The following is a 23,282-nucleotide window of genomic DNA, read 5'->3' as shown; positions in this document are numbered from 1 at the left end:
GAAGAAATGAATGATCCTTAATCGGTATAAAAGCATTATCCAGTAGATTTACTATAGATGACACCACAATGCTAGTAAAACCATATGAATTACTAGCAAATAAGTTTAACAAAATATTGTGGTTATTTGTCTGCGTTTGTATCAGTAGGATGATTGCTGTCGTCCTCATCATCATCTACAAATGCGACAGCTTCCTGTCCACGGCCTTTTTTCTCAGCAATTTGGAATGCTAAACGTTGTAAATAGATATCGCGAATTGCTGAGTAACGATCACCTTGCAATACACTTTCAACATCTAGAAGTTTAGAACGGGTATTAATCCCACCTAAAGCACGATTACCCCAGATTAAACCTGTTTGATGATTGTTATCCATTGGATAGGTAAGCGGATTGGCATAACCTTCAGCAACATAATCAACTGAGTGACGAAGTGTGCTTGGTCCTAAGATAGGCAGCATGACATAAGGGCCACTTGGAATACCGTAGTAACCTAATGTGGTACCCAAGCTTTCTTCTTCAGTTGCTAAACCTAAGCGAGTTGCAGGATCAGCTAAACCTAAAGAGCTGACAGTGTTAATGGTAAAACGACCTAGAGACTTGGCTGCACGACTAAAGCGCCCTTGAGCAAGTTGGTTGACTGCATTCCATGGTTCACTCAGGTTTTTACGAAATAAACTATATGAAGAACGTACATCACCAGGCACTTTTGCTTTGTACTGAACAGCAATAGGTCGAGCAACATTACGGTCGATCATGTCATTAAACGCATAAATTTCACGGTTCAATGGTTGTAGTGGATCTTTTACAGCATCTGGTTGCGCTGCATTGGCATTCACTTTTAAGTCATTTTTTGTGATGTTTTTAAGCTCTCTAAGGGCTTCAATTCTTGGGTGTTTAGAAGCTGCTTCGTTTTCTAGTGCTGAAGAATTCTCTTGAGACGACTTATCATCTGAATCAGAGTTTGTAGAAACAGCATTGTCCGAATTCTCTTGAGCAGATAATTCGTCTTGAGCAAATACATGGCTAGTCAGACCAATGCTAAGTAAACAAGCCCAAAGTACATGATAAGGACGCATAGAATTCCTTGAAATATTCTTAAAGTAAAAGTAGTCGATAACGATATAGCTATATTAAAGACTTCATAATCGTATTCTAACAGTAGTTATTGCATATGTATTAAAGCAAATTTGATTAAAAAGTGTGAATAAATATGATAAACGAACATTATTTGTTCGAACAATTAAAATAATTAAAAAAAGGGGTTGTGTTGGGTAAGGAATGCTGTAGAATGCACATCCATCGGCGGTGATGTTAAATAAAACTTCTGATAAATCAGGCACTTGATTAAGTTGTTAAGATTTCGAATTGAGATTTTAAGATGAGATTAGGGTTGGGTTTGTTAGAAAAAATAATTAACATTATTGATTGACTTTTTAGAGATAGAGAGTAGTATAGCCGACCTAGCTTGATGCTGACGAAGCATTGAGAAGATCATTAAGAGAATATGAAGAACAACTTGTGTGGATTTTTACTGATTGATTGATCGAAATATTATCATTGATTGATTGGTTTAAATTACTCGAAGTTTATTTGAGAGAATTTGTCAGTACATTGATGAGCCAGAATTGTGACCTTAAGTCACTAATGATTTTTAACTGAAGAGTTTGATCATGGCTCAGATTGAACGCTGGCGGCAGGCTTAACACATGCAAGTCGAGCGGGGGAGATTGCTTCGGTAATTGACCTAGCGGCGGACGGGTGAGTAATACTTAGGAATCTGCCTATTAATGGGGGACAACATCTCGAAAGGGATGCTAATACCGCATACGCCCTACGGGGGAAAGCAGGGGATCACTTGTGACCTTGCGTTAATAGATGAGCCTAAGTCGGATTAGCTAGTTGGTGGGGTAAAGGCCTACCAAGGCGACGATCTGTAGCGGGTCTGAGAGGATGATCCGCCACACTGGGACTGAGACACGGCCCAGACTCCTACGGGAGGCAGCAGTGGGGAATATTGGACAATGGGGGGAACCCTGATCCAGCCATGCCGCGTGTGTGAAGAAGGCCTTATGGTTGTAAAGCACTTTAAGCGAGGAGGAGGCTCTCTTGGTTAATACCCAAGAAGAGTGGACGTTACTCGCAGAATAAGCACCGGCTAACTCTGTGCCAGCAGCCGCGGTAATACAGAGGGTGCGAGCGTTAATCGGATTTACTGGGCGTAAAGCGTGCGTAGGCGGCTTTTTAAGTCGGATGTGAAATCCCCGAGCTTAACTTGGGAATTGCATTCGATACTGGGAAGCTAGAGTATGGGAGAGGATGGTAGAATTCCAGGTGTAGCGGTGAAATGCGTAGAGATCTGGAGGAATACCGATGGCGAAGGCAGCCATCTGGCCTAATACTGACGCTGAGGTACGAAAGCATGGGGAGCAAACAGGATTAGATACCCTGGTAGTCCATGCCGTAAACGATGTCTACTAGCCGTTGGGGCCTTTGAGGCTTTAGTGGCGCAGCTAACGCGATAAGTAGACCGCCTGGGGAGTACGGTCGCAAGACTAAAACTCAAATGAATTGACGGGGGCCCGCACAAGCGGTGGAGCATGTGGTTTAATTCGATGCAACGCGAAGAACCTTACCTGGTCTTGACATAGTAAGAACTTTCCAGAGATGGATTGGTGCCTTCGGGAACTTACATACAGGTGCTGCATGGCTGTCGTCAGCTCGTGTCGTGAGATGTTGGGTTAAGTCCCGCAACGAGCGCAACCCTTTTCCTTATTTGCCAGCACTTCGGGTGGGAACTTTAAGGATACTGCCAGTGACAAACTGGAGGAAGGCGGGGACGACGTCAAGTCATCATGGCCCTTACGACCAGGGCTACACACGTGCTACAATGGTCGGTACAAAGGGTTGCTACCTAGCGATAGGATGCTAATCTCAAAAAGCCGATCGTAGTCCGGATTGGAGTCTGCAACTCGACTCCATGAAGTCGGAATCGCTAGTAATCGCGGATCAGAATGCCGCGGTGAATACGTTCCCGGGCCTTGTACACACCGCCCGTCACACCATGGGAGTTTGTTGCACCAGAAGTAGGTAGTCTAACCGTAAGGAGGACGCTTACCACGGTGTGGCCGATGACTGGGGTGAAGTCGTAACAAGGTAGCCGTAGGGGAACCTGCGGCTGGATCACCTCCTTAACGAAAGATTGACGATTGGTAAGAATCCACAACAAGTTGTTCTTCATTGATGTATCTGAGGGTCTGTAGCTCAGTTGGTTAGAGCACACGCTTGATAAGCGTGGGGTCACAAGTTCAAGTCTTGTCAGACCCACCAAGTCTACTGAACACAGAAGAGCAGATATATTAAGATCTTAAGCTGGGGACTTAGCTTAGTTGGTAGAGCGCCTGCTTTGCACGCAGGAGGTCAACGGTTCGACTCCGTTAGTCTCCACCATCACTTACATTGAACTTAAAATGTTCAAATAGACGTAAGATAAGTTAAGAAATAAGCATATAGTTGATTAGATCCTAGAGATTAACAAATGGATGGCGTAGTATACGCACCAGTTGATAATCTCTGTGATTTATCACAGTTGACTACTCGCTGACGAGGCGGTAGTGAATCATTAACAGAATATATTTGAGTTGAAATAATTGTTTAAACTCGTTTTAGTTGATGTTAGCAAGTAATTGTTAATGTTGAATGAAATGAGCACTAGCGATAAAACTGAATCAAGCGTTTTGGTATATGAATTAAATTGAAGCTGTATGGTGATTAAGTTCACAGGCAACAAATAGAAGTGATTAAGTTCACATTGTTGATCCTCCTTGTAGGGATTAACGACTGTTTGGGGTTGTATAGTCAAGTAATTAAGTGCATGTGGTGGATGCCTTGGCAGTCAGAGGCGATGAAAGACGTAATAGCCTGCGATAAGCTTCGGGGAGGCGGCAAATATCCTGTGATCCGGAGATTTCTGAATGGGGAAACCCACTTACCATAAGGTAGGTATCGCATGATGAATACATAGTCATGCGAGGCGAACGAGGGGAAGTGAAACATCTCAGTACCCTTAGGAAAAGAAATCAATTGAGATTCCCTCAGTAGCGGCGAGCGAACGGGGATCAGCCCATTAAGTTATATGTGTTTTAGCGGAAAGCTCTGGGAAGTGCTACCGTAGAGGGTGATAGTCCCGTACACGAAAGGGCACATATAATGATGACGAGTAGGGCGAGGCACGTGAAACCTTGTCTGAATATGGGGGGACCATCCTCCAAGGCTAAATACTCCTGACTGACCGATAGTGAACCAGTACCGTGAGGGAAAGGCGAAAAGAACCCCTGTGAGGGGAGTGAAATAGATCCTGAAACCGCATGCATACAAGCAGTGGGAGCCAACTTGTTTGGTGACTGCGTACCTTTTGTATAATGGGTCAGCGACTTATATTCAGTAGCAAGGTTAACCGCATAGGGGAGCCGTAGAGAAATCGAGTCTTAATAGGGCGTTTAGTTGCTGGGTATAGACCCGAAACCGGGTGATCTATCCATGAGCAGGTTGAAGGTTGGGTAACACTAACTGGAGGACCGAACCCACTGTCGTTGAAAAGCCAGGGGATGACTTGTGGATAGGGGTGAAAGGCTAATCAAACTCGGTGATAGCTGGTTCTCCCCGAAAGCTATTTAGGTAGCGCCTCGGACGAATACCATAGGGGGTAGAGCACTGTTTCGGCTAGGGGGTCATCCCGACTTACCAAACCGATGCAAACTCCGAATACCTATGAGTACTATCCGGGAGACAGACTGCGGGTGCTAACGTCCGTAGTCAAGAGGAAAACAATCCAGACCGCCAGCTAAGGCCCCCAAATTATAGTTAAGTGGGAAACGATGTGGGAAGGCATAGACAGCTAGGAGGTTGGCTTAGAAGCAGCCACCCTTTAAAGAAAGCGTAATAGCTCACTAGTCGAGTCGGCCTGCGCGGAAGATGTAACGGGGCTAAAACTATATGCCGAAGCTGCGGATGTATACTATGTATACGTGGTAGGGGAGCGTTCTGTAAGCCGATGAAGGTGTATTGAGAAGTATGCTGGAGGTATCAGAAGTGCGAATGCTGACGTGAGTAACGACAAAACGGGTGAAAAACCCGTTCGCTGAAAGACCAAGGGTTCCAGTCCAACGTTAATCGGGGCTGGGTGAGTCGACCCCTAAGGCGAGGCCGAGAGGCGTAGTCGATGGGAAATTGGTTAATATTCCAATACTTCTGTGTAATGCGATGAGAGGACGGAGAAAGTTAAGTCAGCCTGGCGTTGGTTGTCCAGGTGAAAGGCAGTAGGCATGCATCTTAGGCAAATCCGGGGTGCTCTATGCTGAGAGCTGATAGCAAGCTAGTTTACTAGCGAAGTGGCTGATACTATGCTTCCAGGAAAAGTCTCTAAGCTTCAGTTACACAGGAATCGTACCCTAAACCGACACAGGTGGTCAGGTCGAGTAGACCAAAGCGCTTGAGAGAACTCTGCTGAAGGAACTAGGCAAAATGGTACCGTAACTTCGGGAGAAGGTACGCTGCTGACGGTGATAGGACTTGCTCCTTGAGCTATTGGCAGCCACAGAAACCAGGCCCCTGCAACTGTTTATTAAAAACATAGCACTCTGCAAACACGAAAGTGGACGTATAGGGTGTGATGCCTGCCCGGTGCTGGAAGGTTAATTGATGGGGTTAGCGTAAGCGAAGCTCTTGATCGAAGCCCCAGTAAACGGCGGCCGTAACTATAACGGTCCTAAGGTAGCGAAATTCCTTGTCGGGTAAGTTCCGACCTGCACGAATGGCATAATGATGGGGGCGCTGTCTCCAGCAGAGGCTCAGTGAAATCGAAATCGCCGTGAAGATGCGGTGTACCCGCGGCTAGACGGAAAGACCCCGTGAACCTTTACTGCAGCTTGACATTGAACTTTGATCTTACTTGTGTAGGATAGGTGGGAGGCTTTGAAGTAGTGACGCCAGTTGCTATGGAGCCATCCTTGAAATACCACCCTGGTAATATTGAGGTTCTAACTCTGTCCCGTTATCCGGGACGAGGACCATGTCTGGTGGGTAGTTTGACTGGGGCGGTCTCCTCCTAAAGAGTAACGGAGGAGTACGAAGGTGCGCTCAGCGTGGTCGGAAATCACGCGTAGAGTATAAAGGCAAAAGCGCGCTTAACTGCGAGACCCACAAGTCGAGCAGGTACGAAAGTAGGTCTTAGTGATCCGGTGGTTCTGTATGGAAGGGCCATCGCTCAACGGATAAAAGGTACTCTGGGGATAACAGGCTGATACCGCCCAAGAGTTCATATCGACGGCGGTGTTTGGCACCTCGATGTCGGCTCATCTCATCCTGGGGCTGAAGCAGGTCCCAAGGGTATGGCTGTTCGCCATTTAAAGAGGTACGCGAGCTGGGTTTAGAACGTCGTGAGACAGTTCGGTCCCTATCTACCGTGGGCGTTGGAAATTTGAGAGGATCTGCTCCTAGTACGAGAGGACCAGAGTGGACGAACCTCTGGTGTACCGGTTGTGACGCCAGTCGCATCGCCGGGTAGCTATGTTCGGAAGGGATAACCGCTGAAAGCATCTAAGCGGGAAGCCTACCTCAAGATAAGATTTCCCTAGGACTTTATGTCCTCTAAAGAGCCGTTGAAGACTACGACGTTGATAGGTTGGATGTGGAAGTGCGGTGACGCATGAAGCTGACCAATACTAATTGCTCGTGAGGCTTGACTATACAACACCCAAGCAGTTGTATATGAAGCATCATTTGATTCATAAAAGATCAAACATACTTGATTTAGTTGTAAAGCTAGTTAAACTATTCAACTCAAATGTTCTGTTAAACTCATTTGGTACGAAGTAAGGCATTTAAATAAGACCCGAACAAGTCCATAACAGTTTGCTGGCGACAATAGCAAGAGTGAACCACCTGATCCCTTCCCGAACTCAGAAGTGAAACCTCTTAGCGCTGATGGTAGTGTGGGGTTACCCATGTGAGAGTAAGTCATCGCCAGCTTTTAAATCTAAAACACCCCGGTCTCTAACGAGAGCGGGGTGTTTTTTTATGTGTATTATTTTAAGTGTTTTATTATTTTTAAAGACATAAATATAAAATCTAGACCAAGAATTTTTTATCATTAAATGATAAATTAATTGCTTTATCTAATATGTAAAAAATATAGGAATATAAAAAATGCCAGAATACACCTTGCCGCATTTTGGAACACTGCAATTAGAATCACTAGAAGAATATTACCAAGTTGATCTTGAGCTTAATGGCAAAGCCGTTCAAGTTGATTTAAATTTTGAAGCGAACACTTTGGATGTAGAAACTTTTCAACGAGTTAAGTCTTTTATTGAAAATATAGAAAAATTTGATCAAAAAAACCAAGATTATATTCAACAAGATTTTGAAAATGAAAAGGAAGGGACTGTTAAAGAATATGTGGATTTTCATATTGAAGAATTAGGCGAGGATTTCTTAGAAAAAATTGGGATTTCTAATCCAATAGATAAAGCACAGCAGTTTTTAACCAAATTATATTTAACAAGAGTTGGGCTTTATCCAGATGGAAAGTATGATACATCGTATTTTGCTGTCTTTGATTACACTACAAATAGAGACTTAACTGATCAGTTAATCGTCGTTAAAACAGATGATCACGGTAATTTGGATCATTTAAGTTGGGAAAGCTAACGATGCAGTAAAGTGAAGCAGCTGTATTTAGAAGTCTATAGATTCTAAAACAATGTAGGTATAAAAAACAAAAACCCATCAAGATGACGGGGTTTCTTTGTATTGATGCGTTAGATCTAACTTTTGTTAAATTTCACACCTTATCTTTAAAGTTTCAATCCAATAAACTCATGACATCATCTTCAGACAATTTCACTTCATTTTCATGATCAATACTTAGAATAGATTTGGCAAGATCAGCTTTATTTTTCTGTAAGGCTAAAATCTTTTCTTCAATACTTTGGTTGGTAATCAACTTATAAACAAATACAGGTTTATCTTGACCAATACGCCATGCACGATCAGACGCTTGATCTTCAGCCGCTGGGTTCCACCAAGGATCATAATGAATCACAGTATCAGCAGCAGTGAGATTAAGCCCTACACCGCCTGCCTTTAAGCTGATGAGGAAAACAGGAATATCGCCTGCTTGGAATGCGGTGATCACTTCATCACGTTTCTTGGTTTGTCCAGTAAGTTTTACATTTCGGATATTTAAGGTTTTTAAATGCTCTTCAATGAGTTGTAGCATCGTGGTGAATTGAGAGAAGATTAAAATCTTACGTCCTTCCTCAACCATATCTTGAACCATTTCCAATAAATGATCTAATTTTGCTGATTCAACATTTTGATTTTTGACTTGATCAAGCTGTAAAAGGCTTGGATGGCAGCAAACTTGTCGAAGTTTAAGTAATGCACTTAAAATTTGAATCTGGCTACGATGGAAGCCTTTCGCTGCAATCAACTCACGAATATTCTTTTGCATTGTTGCACGAACAGCTTCGTAGAGCTTAGATTGCTGTTCGTTCATATCAATATTGACTTCAATCGTGGTTTTTTCAGGAAGCTCTTTCGCCACCTCTGTTTTTAAACGACGCAACATAAACGGTTTAATACGAGAAATGAGTTTGGTTTTAACCTGAAGATCTGCATGTTTCTCGATAGGATTGCGATATTTTTTATTAAACAATTCCTGACTATATAAAAAACCAGGCATCAAGAAATGGAACAATGACCATAACTCACCCAAATGGTTTTCCATCGGTGTACCAGTTAAGCATAGACGATGTTTTGCTTTGATTTGTCGTACCACTTGAGAGGCTTTGGCGCGTGGATTCTTAATGTTTTGCGCTTCATCCAAAATCAATAAATGATATTGATAGGGCAGTAAAAATTCTTCATCACGGCCCAAAAGCGGGTAGGTACTGAGCACAATATCTACGTTTTTAATCTCTTGAAAATGCTCGACTCGATCATGTCCTTGTAAGACCAAAACTTTTAATTCAGGGGTGAATTTCTCAGCTTCTTTACGCCAGTTATGCATTAAAGAGGTTGGTGCAATAATCAAGGCTGGGCGTTGATTTAATCGGCCTGCCTGCTTTTCTAATAGAATATGCGCAAGTGTTTGTGCTGTTTTACCGAGCCCCATATCATCGGCAAGGATACCGCCATGTTCAGTTTCACGTAAAAACTGTAGCCATGCTAAACCTTGTTGTTGATATGGGCGTAGTTCGCCTTGGAAGCCTTGTGGTGTACATATTTGATCTTGATAACTATTTTGAAGCTTTTCAGCAAATATTTTCAGGCGTTCGTTGGTGCGCCAAGGCATGCCCAAATGATGCTGTAAATCTAAGAATTGAGCGGCATCGTATTGATCTAATGTTGCAGATTCAGGATGTCGTAAAATTTCTTTTAAATAGATCAGAATGGGCTTAATTTCTTGATTTCTAAGCGCCAGTTGTGTTTGAGCTTCTTTTAAATGAACAATTAAGAAGCTGTCACTGTCCATTTTTTCAATATAGTCATCTTCTAAAAGATGTGGATTATGCTGTATCGCATAGCCAAGAAGATCAATCAGGTTATAGGTGTTGCCATTCATATCTTGAATCGTCGCACCGACATTAAACCAGTCTTGTTTTTTTTCAGATTCATTTAATGAGAGTTGCAGGTTTTGTGTTGCACTTAAATTGAACTGACTATCTAAGGTATGTTCAACTTTCCAGCCGAGGCCTTCGATTTTATTTTCAGGAACCAATTGCTCAACCCAAGCCATTGGATCTGCATAAACAATTGAGTTTTCTGTGATGTCATCAAAAGCAGGGCGTTTGCTTTTTGGTAGCTTGCTAATCCGTTGCATGGATTTAACTGAATGAATTAATTCATCAATATGTTTCTTTTCAGCAACTAAATCGCGTTGTTGGCGAACTGCTTTTTCATCAATATTGATAATGAAACTGTCATCAGGGAAACCCGCTTTAATTCGTCCAGCTGAGTATTCAAATTCAATTTCAGCAATTGCATAATGATGCATATGACCAAGACGATCATATTGCGGATGTGTTCCAAAACGTAAAATAGGTGTGGGTTTGCCTTTTAATATTTCTATACTTTGCGTAAATGGCGCTTGAGGTAAATCTTCAAAAAATGCATAGGGTTGAATCACTTGCTCAAATTCAGCCATTAACTCCACAGGCATTTGTGGCATATTCAGCAATTCTTCGATCATTTCACTAGAATATAAAGACTCAAGTACACCGACTTGGTTTTTAAGGGTATCGAGATAACTTAATGGATGAGAATGAATAATATAAATTTGTTCAGCATGGTCAGGTGGAATTTCTAGATGATTTTCATCAAAAAATTGTGCTTTAAGTTTCTCTGTTTGTTGTTCTGTACGTGTTTGCCAGTTGAATTCAATTTTATAAGCTTGATCAGACCATGTTAAAGGTAATCTTTGTACATCAAGTGCGTAACAAGCGCTACTTTGAATAGCCGTTCTTAGATGTTCTTGATAGATTCCTGAAATATCCCATGACGCTGGATAAAAATGAACATCGCTAAAATTTAGCTTAGCGAAAAAGTACAAATGACTAAAGATTTTCTTTTCTTCTTTGCTCACTTTAAGACGTTCATTCAATACATTGTCATAACTGGTGTAGAGCGCGGTATCTCTAATTTTTCCATCTTTGTTACGACGAACTTTAAAAACACTAAGTTGTAATTTGGCGGTGTTATTTTTTGGTTGGAAAATATAAATAAGTTGGTGCTGTACTGGCGTTTCAGTGCGTTGAACTTGTGCCAATTGTTGTTTAAATTGAGCGAGCCAAGCTTTTGCCGTGGTGTGGGTAGAACTATTTGTTGTGGTTTGAGCCTGGTCTAATGGGTTTAGTTTTTGACGTGCGGCTGGGTTGGAAAGCTGTTGATCATAAAAATAACGTGCAAGTGCAGCCGAATGCTTACAATCGTAACCAACAGGGCAACTACAGTCGGTATCCACAATTTTATTTGTTAAAGGATTATAGATAACAGCCGTTTCATAATAATCCGTTCCCTGAATTTGTGCTTCGATGACTAAATTATCCCGATCAGGATAGACCTCTAAGGATTTTAGATCAATTTTTTTGACATAACTCAAGCTTCTTTGAATGGTTGCAGGGTTAAAACGTGATAAAAATTGATTCAATGTCGCCATTATTTATAGAGCTAAAAATTAAAAGGAAATTACTAACAGTGTAACGGATTTTTGATCATGAATCTGAAATTAATATATGAGTTTTGATCAAAAATGACATGTTTTTAAATACAAATTGATCGTTTCTGCAACTTTAAATTAAATAAAATCTGTCAGTATAAATTTTTCAAAATAATGCTGGGAAGCAAATCAAGATGAAGCATAATCCAATTTACTATACAGATCAGCATTTTGCATTTGCAGATTCCATTCGAAAGTTTGTTCAAAAAGAAATAATGCCACATATCAATCAATGGGAAGAGGCAGAGACCTTTCCAAAAGAACTTTATAAAAAAGCCGCAGATATCGGCTTATTGGGGATAGGTTTTGACGAAAACTATGGGGGAATTCCAGAAACCGATGCTTTTCATGTGTTGTTGTCTTCGATTGAGTTAGCTAAAACAGGTTCAGGTGGTTTATGTGCTTCCTTATTGTCACACTCGATTGGCGCACCTCCGATCAATCATTTTGCTTCAGATGAGATTAAACAAACTGTACTGACTCAAATTTTAGCAGGCAAAAAAATTTCAGCGTTGGCGATTACTGAACCCACGGGTGGTTCTGATGTGGCAGCACTTAAAACCAAAGCTGTACGGGATGGTCAAGACTATATTGTCAGTGGCGAAAAAACCTTTATTACATCGGGCATTCGTGCTGATTATTATACCGTTGCGGTACGTACAGATCCTGATGCCAAAGGCCCGAATGGTATATCGATGTTATTGATTGATGCTCATAGTGACGGCATAAGCAAATCAAAACTCGACAAGATGGGATGGTGGGCTTCGGATACGGCTCATCTCCATTTTGATCAAGTTCGTGTTCCTGCAAGCAATTTGTTGGGGGCAGAAAATATGGGTTTCCTTGTGATTATGAATAACTTCAATATGGAGCGGTTTTTTCTTGCTGCCAGTAGTTATGGTTTTGCATTAGTCTGTTATGAAGAAGCATTGGAATGGGCACGAGAACGTAAAACCTTTGGTAAACGTTTAGTTGATCATCAAGTGGTTCGGCATAAATTAGTCGATATGGCGACTCGCTTAACCACAACACTTGCTTTGTTGGAGGATACTGCTTATCGCTTAGGGAAGCCCGAAATGCAGGGCAATGAGTTGATTGCGCAAATCTGTATGCTTAAAAATGTGGCCACTCAAACCATGCAGTTTTGTGCCGATGCAGCGGTACAAACGTTAGGGGGCATGGGCTTTATGCGAGGCACCAAGTCTGAACGGATTTACCGTGATGTTAAAGTCAATATGATTGGTGGTGGGGCGGAAGAAATTATGAAAGACCTCGCGAGTCGTCAATTGGGCTATTAGAATATCGAGAATGGATTAAACTAGAACTGTACACAATAAATCGCAATAAAAATAAGCAGGGAACAACAAGATATGGATCATTTAAATAACCCGATTTACTACACCGCTGAACATCGTGCATTTGCAGACAGTGTGAAGAAATTTGTTGAAAAAGAGATTTCTCCTTTTGTCAATGAATGGGATGAGGCTGAAACTTTTCCTCGTGCGCTTTATCAAAAGGCTGCTGCAATTGGTCTATTGGGTTTAGGCTTTGATGATGAGCATGGGGGAATCTCAGATGCAGATGCATTTCATGTGTTCTTAGCCGCAGTTGAAACAGCCAAAGCAGGCTCTGGTGGCGTACATATTTCTTTGATGATTCATACCATTGGTACACCACCAATTCATCATTTTGCTCAGCCACATATTCGTGACAAGGTGATGCCACAAATTATTTCAGGCGAAAAAATTTCTGCACTTGCGATTACTGAACCAAGCGGCGGTTCTGATGTTGCTGCATTACAAACCAAAGCAATCCGCGAAGGTGATTTTTATCTGGTCAGTGGTGAAAAAACCTTTATTACTTCAGGTATGCGCGCAGATTATTATACGGTAGCGGTGAGAACTGATCCTGAAAATAAAGATGCGAGTGGTATTTCGATGCTATTGGTTGATGCACATAGTGATGGCATCACTAAATCACCTTTAAAGAAAATGGGCTGGTGGGCATCGGATACTGCTCATTTGCATTTTGACCAAGTCAAAGTTCCTGTAGAAAATCTTCTTGGTGAAGAAAATGCTGGCTTTAAGGTCATTATGAAAAACTTCAATATGGAACGCTTTTGGTTGGCTTCTATGGCCTATGGTTATGCCTTGGTCTGTTATCAAGAGGCTTTAGAATGGTCTAAAGCGCGGAAGACTTTTGGAAAACGCCTAGTTGATCATCAAGTGGTACGTCATAAGTTGGTTGATATGGCGACGCGTTTAACCACAACACGGGCATTATTGGAAGATACTGCGTATCGTATGGGGCAGGCTGAATTACAGGGCAGTGATTTAATTGCACAAATTTGTATGTCAAAGAATATCGCAACCCAAACTATGCAGTTCTGTGCAGATGCGGCAGTGCAAACTCTAGGTGGCATGGGCTTTATGCGAGGGACTAAATCTGAGCGTATTTATCGCGAAGTCAAAGTAAATATGATCGGTGGCGGTGCTGAAGAAATCATGAAAGATTTGATTAGTAAGCAGTTGGGGTTTTGATGACAAATTTTTAAGTGATAAAAACTTACAAAGCTGGTTTCAGCTAAAAATAACCATAGGTGCGCTAGAGGCCTATGGTTATTATCAATTTAAGGAGTCTTTATCTGAAATATGAGGCTTGCGAAGATAAATTGTGCTCATTTCAAAGCCATTTCTAAAACGATTTCAGTCAGTTCATCTAAGCTCATTTTACCATTGGGATTATACCAAGTGACGGTCCAAGCAATCGCACCGCCCAATAAACGGCGCCAAATAAAAGCATCATGCTGAATTTTACCGAGGTCGCGCAATTTCTCAATCACAGCGAACCAGATATCCTCATAATCATTTCGTAGTTTAAGAAGTTCATCTTGTCGTTGTTTCGACAATGCAAACCATTCATAAACTAAAACAGCCATGGCTGAACCGGTATCTCCAGTAATCGAAATTAACTCAGCTTTGATCAAGTGTTTTAACTGTTGTTCAGCATCATCCGATTTTTGGATTGCATCAAGCATACGGGCATGATTGTAAATAATGGTTTCATGCATGACATTGGCAAGAATATCATCCTTGCTTTTAAAATGATGAAATAAGCTACCCGATTGAATTCCAATAAAATTTGCTAACTCACGAACTGTGGTTTTGGCATAACCTTGCTTATGAAATAAATAAGCAGCACCAAGTAATAAACGACCTTTAGGGCTGTCATCAAAACATGCGATTGGTTGGATATCATCGATTGAGTGAGCAATCATCGGATCATTTTTTCCATAAAGTTAAGCAAATTATTCATTGTTTAAAACGTGTTTTAGCACATTTGCCAATTCAGAATAACATTTTGCCCTTTACAAACCAAGCGCTTGCTTGGTAGATTGATGTATAAATTTTATTCAGAACAATGAAAACAAGATAGGTGTGAAAATGGAAGATCAGCGTATTGTGAAAATTGGATGTGCTTCAGGTTTCTGGGGGGACACCAATACCGCAGCATTTCAGTTGGTACATTTGTCTGACATCAATTATTTGGTTTTTGATTACCTTTCAGAAATCACCATGTCTATCATGGCAAAAGCGATGATGACCAATCCAGAACATGGTTATGCTTTGGATTTTGTCAGTCGGGTGATGACACCGCTGCTTAAAAAAATCAGTGATAAAAAAATAAAAGTGATTAGCAACGCCGGTGGTGTCAATCCATTGGCATGTCGTGATGCCTTGCAGAAAGTGCTTGAAGCACAAGGATTGGATTTAAAAATTGCAGTGGTATTGGGGGATGACCTATTGACACAACAAGCCGAATTAAAAACACAAAATATTAAAGAGATGTTTAGTGGCGAAGATTTGCCTAGCCAATTAGCCAGTTGTAACGCATATCTAGGAGCTGTTCCAATTCGAGACGCACTTGATCAAGGTGCAGATATTGTCATCACTGGGCGAGTGGTGGATTCAGCTGTGGTGCTTGCACCTTTGTTGCATGAATATCAATGGTCCTTAGAGGATTATGACAAGCTGTCCCAAGGTTCTTTGGCAGGGCATATCATTGAGTGTGGTGCACAATGTACAGGTGGCAATTTTACAGATTGGCGCTTAGTACAAGGCTTTGACAATATGGGGTTTCCAATTGTTGAAGTGAAAGCAGATGCATCATTTATTGTGACTAAACCCAAAGGAACCGGTGGACTGGTTTCGGTTGCAACTGTTGCTGAACAAGTTGTCTATGAAATTGGCAATCCGCAAGCGTATTTACTGCCCGATGTTACTGCAGATTTTAGCCAAGTGAAATTAGAACAGGTGGGTGAAGATCGAGTTTTAGTGATTGGCGCAAAAGGTAGAGCACCAACACAACAATATAAAGTCAGTGCAACCTATCCCGATGGTTATCGTGTTTTGGTGAGTTTCCTGATAGCAGGACGCGAAGCTCCTGAAAAAGCCCAAGTAATTGCAGATGCAATATTAACTAAGTGTGAGCGTGTTTTAGCATTACGTTCAGTTCCGCCATTTTTAGAAAAATCGGTTGAAATATTGGGTATTGAAAGTACCTATGGCGCAAATGCGCAGCAGATCAATAGTCGAGAAGTGGTTGTCAAAATTGCTGTAAAGCACATGTTTAAAGAAGCATGTATGTTCTTTGCTTCTGAAATTGCCCAAGCATCTACCGGAATGGCTCCTGCATTGGCTGGAATTGTTGGGGGGCGTCCCAAAGCTTCTCCTGTGATCAAGTTGTTCTCGTTTTTAGTGGATAAATCAAAACTAAGTGTTGCGATCGACATCAATGGTCAGCGTCAAAATATACAGATTCCATCAGGTTGCTCAGATCAATCTTTTGATGTTGTTGCAGTGGGTGAGGTTGCTCAATTTACGGGTCAGGAGATTGAAGTTCCTTTAGTTGAAATTGCCCATGCTCGGAGTGGCGATAAAGGCAATCATAGCAATATTGGAGTGATCGCACGTCAGCCTGAATATCTACCTTGGATTCGCGCCAATTTGACTGAGGAAAAGGTCAAAGAATATATGCAGCATGTTTTAGACCCTGAAAAGTCTAAAGTGATTCGTTATGAAATCACGGGGTTTAATGCCTTAAATTTTATGCTGGAAAATGCCTTAGGTGGTGGAGGAATTGCCAGTTTACGTATTGATCCACAAGGTAAAGCTTTTGCACAGCAGCTTTTAGATATGCCAGTCAAAATCCCAGCGAGTTTAAAGTCCTTCTAATCCTTGTTTACGAATGTGGGGCGAATTCCTCGCTTTTTAAAAGGGAGCTTGGAGCGGGATTTAAGCAAGTTAAAAGACAACAATTTGGATATAAAAATGCATTATCACTCAATATTTAGATCGGATGCTTTTCAGGACCAAGTCATCATTGTGACCGGTGGTGGTTCGGGTATAGGACGCTGTACTGCTCATGAACTGGCTGCTTTAGGGGCTCAAGTGGTGATTACAGGGCGGAAAATTGAAAAGCTGGAAAATGTCAGCAAAGAAATCATCGAAGATGGTGGCAAAGTTCATTTTATCGTTTGTGATAATCGCGAAGAACACAACGTGAAAGAGATGATTGCCGAAGTAATTGAAAAATTTGGCAGACTCGATGGCCTTGTCAATAATGCTGGCGGTCAGTTTCCCTCAAATTTAGAAGGCATTTCTGCCAACGGTTTTGATGCTGTGGTACGCAACAACCTACATTCAACTTTCTACTTAATGAAAGAAGCCTATAACCAATGGATGGCAAAACATGGTGGCAGTATTGTCAATATGGCAGCCGATATGTGGGGTGGCATGCCGGGGATGGGACACTCTGGTGCAGCCCGTGCTGGGGTAGATAATTTAACCAAAACAGCAGCGGTGGAGTGGGGCCGTTCTGGGGTACGTGTTAACTGTGTTGCACCTGGTTGGGTTGTTTCTTCAGGAATGGACAATTACACCGGTGATTTTGCCAAATTTATCATTCCAAGTTTGGCGGGGAATGTACCATTGAAACGGATGGGGACAGAGTCTGAAATTTCTTCAGCGATCTGCTATTTGCTTTCAGAAGCAGCAGGTTTTATTTCTGGCATGACGATTCGTATTGATGGCGCTGCATCCTTAGGCACTCGAATGTATCCATTGGCAGATGCTTCAAATAGTGAGTCGTTTAATGGCTTCCATCGTGCCTTTATTCCAGATGTATTAAAACAACAATTGAGTGATCAAACCAATAACCAGCAGACAGGAGAAAATTCATGACTGTTCTCCAATCCGAAATTGCAGTTGGCAGTGAGCAATTTGAACAGAACAAGCAGGCATTACTTGCTCAAATTGCCGAAGTACGCGCAGTACAAAATAAGAATATTGAAAAATCATATGCAGCCAAACCCAAATTTGACAAGAAAGGTAAAATTTTACCGCATGAACGTGTCCGTTTAGCTCTTGATGCTGATTCACCATTTGTAGAACTGTGTGGTTTGGTGGGTTATGCCATGCATGATGATAAAGATGGTTCAGATGCAGGTGGCGGGATTATTTCAGGCATCGGTTTTGTCAGCGGTGTCCGTTGTCTGATTTCGGCAAGTAACAGTGCAATCAAAGGCGGAACAATGTCACCGATGGGGGTACAAAAAACCTTACGTCTTCAAGCAATCGCTTTTGAACAGAAATTACCGATGCTGACCCTTACCGAAAGTGGGGGTGCCAACTTAAATTACGCTGCTGAAGTATTTACTTATGGTGGAATGACCTTTGCCAATCAGGCACGACTGTCTGCCGCAGGCTTACCCCAAGTCTCCGTGGTACATGGCAATGCAACAGCCGGTGGAGCGTATCAACCGGGTTTATCTGATTATGTGATTGCAGTTCGTAAGCAAACTGAGATGTTACTCGCAGGGCCACCTTTACTTTTGGCGGCAACTGGAGAAGTGGCAACAGCAGAAGAACTCGGTGGCGCAGAAATGCATGCACAGGTTGCTGGAACAGCAGAGTTTTTAGCCGAGAATGATGCCGATGGAATTCGTATTGCTCGTGAGGTTTTTGAGCATCTTAACTGGAAAGAGCAAACTCAAAAGTTAAACTTAAGCTATAAAGAGCCACGTTATCCTGCCGAGGAGCTGTTAGGGATTATTCCTGCAAGTCCGAAGCAGCCTTTTGACATGAAAGATGTGATTGCACGAATTGTTGATGACTCTGAATTTTTTGAAGTAAAACAAGAATATGATGCATTGACCGTGTGTGGTTGGGCAAAAATTGGTGGATTACATATCGGAATTATCACCAACAATGGACCGATTACCCCACAAGGCGCCACTAAAGCTGCACAGTTCATTCACCTCTGTGAACAGACCAAACGCCCCTTACTGTTTTTACATAACACCACAGGCTTTATGGTCGGAACTGATGCTGAACAGAACGGCATTATTAAGCATGGTTCGAAATTGATTCAGGCCGTTGCCAATACCACTGTACCGAAAATTTCGATCGTTGTGGCAGGTTCCTATGGTGCGGGCAATTACGCGATGTGTGGACGTACATTGTCACCGCAATTTATTTTTGCATGGCCAAACTCGCATGTGGCAGTGATGGGTTCAGCTCAGGCAGGCAAGGTATTACGTATCGTAGCGGAAGGAAAGCAAAAAGCTTCAGGGATGGAGCCTAACGAGCAGATGCTGGATTTCTTAGAGCAAAGTACAGCAGCAAAATTAGAACAGCAGTCAACCGCCTTATTTAATACGGCCATGTTGCATGATGATGGAATTATCGACCCGCGTGATACACGCAAAGTCCTGATCTTCTTACTAGAAACAATTTATGAGGCAGAACATCGCAAACTAAATCCAATACGATTTGGTGTATCGAGGCTTTAAAAGTTCTCGGCCTTTGCAAAACTCATCTTTCCTCATCTTTTAAAAGTGAGGTGTTCTCCGCTTTATTAAAGCGAGTTAGAGAAGATTAAATTTAAGGAAAAAAACAATGAAATTTACAACAGAGCATGAAGCACTACGCCGTACCACACGTCAGTTTGTTGAGACTGAACTCAATCCTTATATTCCGACATGGGAAGCTGAAGGGCGATTTCCTATTCATGATGTGTTTAAAAAACTGTCGGATTTAGGTTTGCTGGGGATTTGTAAGCCTGAAGAAAATGGCGGATTAGGTTTAGATTATTCTTATAACCTTGTGGTTGCAGAAGAATTAGGGCGAGCCGCCTGTGGTGGTGTACCTTTGGCGATTGGTGTGCAAACGGATATGGCAACACCAGCCTTAGCGCGCTTTGGTAGTCAAGAATTACGAGATGAATTTTTAACACCTGCAATTGCGGGTGAATATGTTGCTTCGATTGCTGTATCGGAAGTACATGCAGGTTCAGACGTCGCAGCCATCAAAACCACCGCAAAAAAACAGGGTGATGATTATGTGATTAATGGCAGCAAAATGTGGATTACCAACTCACTTCAAGCTGACTTTTTTTGCTTATTGGCCAATACCTCTGATGATAAACCGCATGTCAATAAGTCCATGATTATTGTTCCTGCAAAATCCGCTGGCATCTCTTTCTCTGAACCGCTTAATAAATTGGGAATGCGTTCAACCACGACAGCAGAAGTCTATTTTGACAATGTTCGTGTACCACAACGCTACTTGGTGGGTGCAGAAGGTATGGGCTTTATGATGCAAATGATGCAGTTCCAAGAAGAACGAATGTGGGCGGCTGCCAATGCAATTGGTGGTTTGGAAAATGTGATTCATCAAACCATTCAATATACCAAAGAACGAAGCACCTTTGGACAACCATTGATTAACAACCAATATGTACATTTTCGTTTTGCGGAGTTGATGACCGAAGTGGAAGCTTTACGTGCCTTAACCTATCGTGCTTGTGAAATCCACATTGACGGCGGAAACGCAACAGAAATTGCCTCTATGGCAAAACTTAAAGCAGGTCGTTTGACGCGAGAAGTTGCAGACAGTTGCTTACAGTTCTGGGGTGGAAATGGTTTTATGTGGGATAACCCCGCTTCTCAGCTGTACCGTGATGGCCGTTTAGGTTCGATTGGTGGCGGTGCAGATGAAATTATGCTTGGAATTATTTGTAAGTTGATGGATATTCTTCCATCTAAACGTCAATAACAAGGAGAATAAATATGGCACTTTCGCAATCTCTAACAATACAACAATTTGATCGCAGTATTGAGCTTGAGCAAGAGGGCAGCATTTTAACCCTATGGCTCAATCGACCTGAGAGTCGCAATGCCATGAGTTTGAATATGGTCAAAGCGATTCAACAGGTGTTTAAAACGATTCAAGATGACATCTCCATTCGTGCAGTCATTTTACGTGGCAAAGATGGACATTTTTGTGCAGGCGGTGACATTAAAGATATGGCCCAACTACGTGGCGAGGCTACCAGTGTTGGTTCTAATCAGCCTTATGTTGATTTCAATCGTCAATTTGGACATATGCTGGAGCAAGTGGATCAAGCGCCACAAACCGTTGTCGCTGTTTTAGAAGGTGCGGTATTGGGTGGTGGTTTTGGCTTGGCCTGTGTTTCAGATATTGCAATTAGTCTTGCCGATGCCAAATTTGGTTTACCTGAAACAGGATTAGGGGTTATTCCCGCCCAGATTGCCCCATTTGTGGTAAAGCGAATTGGCTTAACTCAAGCGCGCCGTTTGGCTTTACTTGGCGCACGTTTTGAGGGGCATACCGCATTGAAGGTTGGTGTTGTACATGAAGTGGTTGAGAATGAAAAAGCACTGGAAGTTTTATTGATCGAAACCATTCAGCAGATTAAACGTACTGCCCCACAAGCATCTCGTGTGACCAAAGCTTTATTGCACCGTACTTTAAATGAAGCTTTGACGCCTTTATTGGATGATGCCGCACAGCAATTTGCCAATGCTGTGGGGGGCGAAGAAGGCATAGAAGGCACAATGGCCTTTATCCAAAAGCGTCATCCAAATTGGTTTGATGTATAAGTTTGACAATGCGGATCACTGATCTTGATTGAGATTGGTGTGATTCAACCAAGATAATCAAGTGAATATAAAACCAAAAATAGGGAAAACGAGAATGGCATTTTCAAAAATATTGGTGGCGAATCGTGGTGAAATTGCTGTTCGCGTGATGAAAACAGCAAAAGCAATGGGCTATCAGACCGTGGCTGTCTATTCAGATGCAGATCGTTATGCACGTCATGTACAGCTTGCAGATGAGGCTGTATATATTGGTGCTTCAAAAGTTTCAGCATCCTATTTATCTATTCAAAATATTATCGACGCATGTAAAAAAACGGGGGCTGATGCTGTTCATCCCGGTTATGGTTTCCTTTCTGAAAATACCGATTTTGCAGCAGCTTGTGCGAAAAATGGAATTACCTTTATTGGCCCACCTGCACCCGCAATTGAATTGATGGGCAGTAAACGCCTGTCAAAAATTGCCATGATTCAGGCGGGTGTACCATGTGTGCCGGGCTATGAAGGTGATCAGCAAGATATAGATTATTTAGAACAACAAGCCAATAAAATTGGTTATCCACTGATGGTCAAAGCTTCAGCAGGTGGTGGTGGGCGCGGTATGCGTTTGGTACAGCAATCTGCTGAAATTGTTGAAGCCTTAAAAACAGCGCGTTCTGAAGCAGAAAATGCCTTTGGTTCAGGTGAGCTGATTCTTGAAAAAGCCGTGATTGCTCCACGCCATGTTGAGATACAGGTATTTGGCGATACCCACGGCAATTATGTGTATTTATTTGAGCGTGATTGTTCGATTCAGCGTCGTCATCAAAAAGTGGTTGAGGAAGCTCCATGCCCAGTAATGACTGAAAGCTTACGCCAACAAATGGGTGAGGCTGCTGTTGCAGCAGCAAAATCATGTGATTATGTCGGTGCAGGAACGGTTGAGTTTTTATTGGATCAATCAGGTGAGTTTTATTTCCTTGAAATGAATACACGTTTGCAAGTTGAGCATCCAGTAACAGAGCTGATCACGGGTTTAGACCTAGTGGAATGGCAACTGCGTGTGGCCAATGGTGAAACCTTGCCCTTACAACAATCTGAATTGACCTTGTCAGGGCATGCGATAGAAGTTCGCTTATATGCAGAAGACCCACGCCAAGACTTCTTGCCACAGACAGGTCAAATACAGCGCTGGCAAGCTGCTGATTTACCCAATGTTCGAATTGATCATGGTTTGTTGCAACAGGATGAAATTAGTCCGTTTTACGACCCAATGGTGGCAAAAGTCATTGCATATGGTCAAACCCGTCAGGATGCCATTCGGCTCTTGGCGCGTGCTGTAGATGATTGCGTATTGTTGGGGGTGAATAGTAATAAGCAGTTTTTAGTGAATTTGCTTAGACACCCTATTATTGTCAAAGGCGACACCAATACCGCTTTTATTCAGGAACATTTCCAAACAGATGCCAGTTTACATAAACAGGCTTTGGGCTTAGAACACCTAGCTGTTGCTGCGGCACTGTTGACCAATGCTTCCAGTCAAAGCAGTTGGAATACCGGAATTGCGTTATCTTTACCTTTAAAACTCAAACATGATGATCAGTTATTACAGCTTTTAGTGAAACGTGATCAAAACCAAGTGAGCGTTGAAATTTGTGGGCAGACACTTGGGATCAGCATTATTGAACAGCAAGCAGAAAAATTCATTTATGAGGTGGATGGTGTACGCCGTTCGATTGACTATGTCTTAGATGGAAATCAGCTGTATTTAGATGCGGTAAATGGCAATATCAGCATTGAAAATATCACCTATGCAGCACCTGAAACTTCCGATGTCGCAGGCGATGGTCACATTCGTGCACCAATGGATGGTGCGATTATCAATATCTTGGTAAATGCGGGTGATACGGTGACTAAAGGTCAAACTTTGTTGATTTTAGAAGCGATGAAGATTCAGCAACAGATTAAGTCTGATGTTGATGGAGTCGTGAATGAGATTATTGGGCAAGTTGGACAACAGGTAAAGAAACGTCAGTTGGTATTGAATATTCAGGCTTGATTGAT

The 23,282-nt window shown here is 42.2% G+C and carries 12 protein-coding genes, 2 tRNA genes and 3 rRNA genes; 14 read left to right on the top strand and 3 right to left on the bottom strand.

The window, feature by feature from the left end:
• Positions 1 to 122 precede the first annotated feature (122 nt).
• Positions 123 to 1,076: a VacJ family lipoprotein gene (locus MTO68_RS19915; RefSeq protein ID WP_004817058.1), complete on the bottom strand. Its 954-nt coding sequence runs from the start codon at positions 1,074 to 1,076 to the stop codon at positions 123 to 125.
• 576 nt (positions 1,077 to 1,652) lie between these two features.
• On the opposite strand from MTO68_RS19915, the gene MTO68_RS19910 reads away from it, so the two are divergent.
• The 6 genes from MTO68_RS19910 (at position 1,653) to MTO68_RS19885 (ending at position 7,707) form a co-directional block, all read left to right on the top strand.
• Positions 1,653 to 3,191, top strand: a 16S ribosomal RNA gene (locus MTO68_RS19910).
• A 59-nt stretch (positions 3,192 to 3,250) separates the two neighbouring features.
• Positions 3,251 to 3,327: transfer RNA gene (locus MTO68_RS19905), tRNA-Ile, on the top strand.
• A gap of 44 nt (positions 3,328 to 3,371) precedes the next feature.
• Positions 3,372 to 3,447 (top strand) — tRNA-Ala (locus MTO68_RS19900).
• A 406-nt stretch (positions 3,448 to 3,853) separates the two neighbouring features.
• Positions 3,854 to 6,744, top strand: a 23S ribosomal RNA gene (locus MTO68_RS19895).
• Between the two features lie 167 nt (positions 6,745 to 6,911).
• A 5S ribosomal RNA gene (gene rrf / locus MTO68_RS19890) occupies positions 6,912 to 7,026 on the top strand.
• Together the 16S, 23S and 5S rRNA genes with 2 tRNA genes alongside form the textbook arrangement of a ribosomal RNA operon.
• A 177-nt stretch (positions 7,027 to 7,203) precedes the next feature.
• The gene (locus tag MTO68_RS19885) at positions 7,204 to 7,707 is read left to right on the top strand and encodes a DUF2004 domain-containing protein (RefSeq protein ID WP_239044874.1); all 504 of its coding nucleotides are present in this window, start codon (positions 7,204 to 7,206) and stop codon (positions 7,705 to 7,707) included.
• 154 nt (positions 7,708 to 7,861) lie between these two features.
• Here MTO68_RS19885 and MTO68_RS19880 read toward each other — a convergent pair whose 3' ends face one another.
• Positions 7,862 to 11,218, bottom strand: a complete 3,357-nt coding sequence (locus MTO68_RS19880) for a DEAD/DEAH box helicase (RefSeq protein WP_244014086.1) — start codon at positions 11,216 to 11,218, stop codon at positions 7,862 to 7,864.
• 194 nt (positions 11,219 to 11,412) lie between these two features.
• Between MTO68_RS19880 and MTO68_RS19875 the strand changes: the two genes are divergently transcribed.
• Positions 11,413 to 12,576, top strand: coding sequence for an acyl-CoA dehydrogenase family protein (locus MTO68_RS19875; RefSeq protein ID WP_244014084.1), 1,164 nt, complete (start codon positions 11,413 to 11,415; stop codon positions 12,574 to 12,576).
• A 72-nt stretch (positions 12,577 to 12,648) separates the two neighbouring features.
• Positions 12,649 to 13,818 (top strand): acyl-CoA dehydrogenase family protein, encoded by a 1,170-nt coding sequence (locus MTO68_RS19870; RefSeq protein ID WP_244014082.1) that lies wholly within the window; start codon positions 12,649 to 12,651, stop codon positions 13,816 to 13,818.
• Between the two features lie 137 nt (positions 13,819 to 13,955).
• Here the strand turns inward: MTO68_RS19870 and MTO68_RS19865 are convergent, their stop codons facing one another.
• The gene (locus tag MTO68_RS19865) at positions 13,956 to 14,555 is read right to left on the bottom strand and encodes a TetR/AcrR family transcriptional regulator (RefSeq protein WP_004817882.1); all 600 of its coding nucleotides are present in this window, start codon (positions 14,553 to 14,555) and stop codon (positions 13,956 to 13,958) included.
• 166 nt (positions 14,556 to 14,721) lie between these two features.
• On the opposite strand from MTO68_RS19865, the gene MTO68_RS19860 reads away from it, so the two are divergent.
• The 6 genes from MTO68_RS19860 to MTO68_RS19835 all read left to right on the top strand — a co-directional run bounded on the left by MTO68_RS19860 (position 14,722) and on the right by MTO68_RS19835 (position 23,277).
• On the top strand, positions 14,722 to 16,512 hold the full coding sequence (locus tag MTO68_RS19860; RefSeq protein WP_244014080.1) for an acyclic terpene utilization AtuA family protein: 1,791 nt from the start codon (positions 14,722 to 14,724) through the stop codon (positions 16,510 to 16,512).
• 96 nt (positions 16,513 to 16,608) lie between these two features.
• Entirely contained in the window at positions 16,609 to 17,520 is a 912-nt protein-coding gene (locus MTO68_RS19855; RefSeq protein ID WP_004817877.1) for an SDR family oxidoreductase, read from the top strand.
• On the top strand, positions 17,517 to 19,130 hold the full coding sequence (locus tag MTO68_RS19850) for a carboxyl transferase domain-containing protein (protein WP_244014078.1): 1,614 nt from the start codon (positions 17,517 to 17,519) through the stop codon (positions 19,128 to 19,130). Before MTO68_RS19855 ends, MTO68_RS19850 begins: the two co-directional genes overlap by 4 nt.
• Positions 19,131 to 19,236: 106 nt before the next feature.
• Positions 19,237 to 20,394, top strand: a complete 1,158-nt coding sequence (locus MTO68_RS19845) for an acyl-CoA dehydrogenase family protein (protein ID WP_244014077.1) — start codon at positions 19,237 to 19,239, stop codon at positions 20,392 to 20,394.
• 14 nt (positions 20,395 to 20,408) lie between these two features.
• Positions 20,409 to 21,242 carry an enoyl-CoA hydratase-related protein gene (locus tag MTO68_RS19840; protein ID WP_244014075.1) on the top strand — a complete coding sequence of 278 codons (834 nt, stop codon included), beginning with the start codon at positions 20,409 to 20,411 and terminating at the stop codon, positions 21,240 to 21,242.
• 94 nt (positions 21,243 to 21,336) lie between these two features.
• Positions 21,337 to 23,277, top strand: coding sequence for an acetyl/propionyl/methylcrotonyl-CoA carboxylase subunit alpha (locus MTO68_RS19835; protein WP_244014073.1), 1,941 nt, complete (start codon positions 21,337 to 21,339; stop codon positions 23,275 to 23,277).
• Positions 23,278 to 23,282 lie beyond the last annotated feature (5 nt).

The sequence above is a fragment of the Acinetobacter sp. NyZ410 genome (genome assembly GCF_022828975.1).
In the GTDB taxonomy this organism is placed as follows: Bacteria; Pseudomonadota; Gammaproteobacteria; order Pseudomonadales; family Moraxellaceae; genus Acinetobacter; species Acinetobacter guillouiae.
Note: the sequence above shows the minus strand (reverse complement) of the source record. Positions and strands in the feature narration are given on the sequence as shown.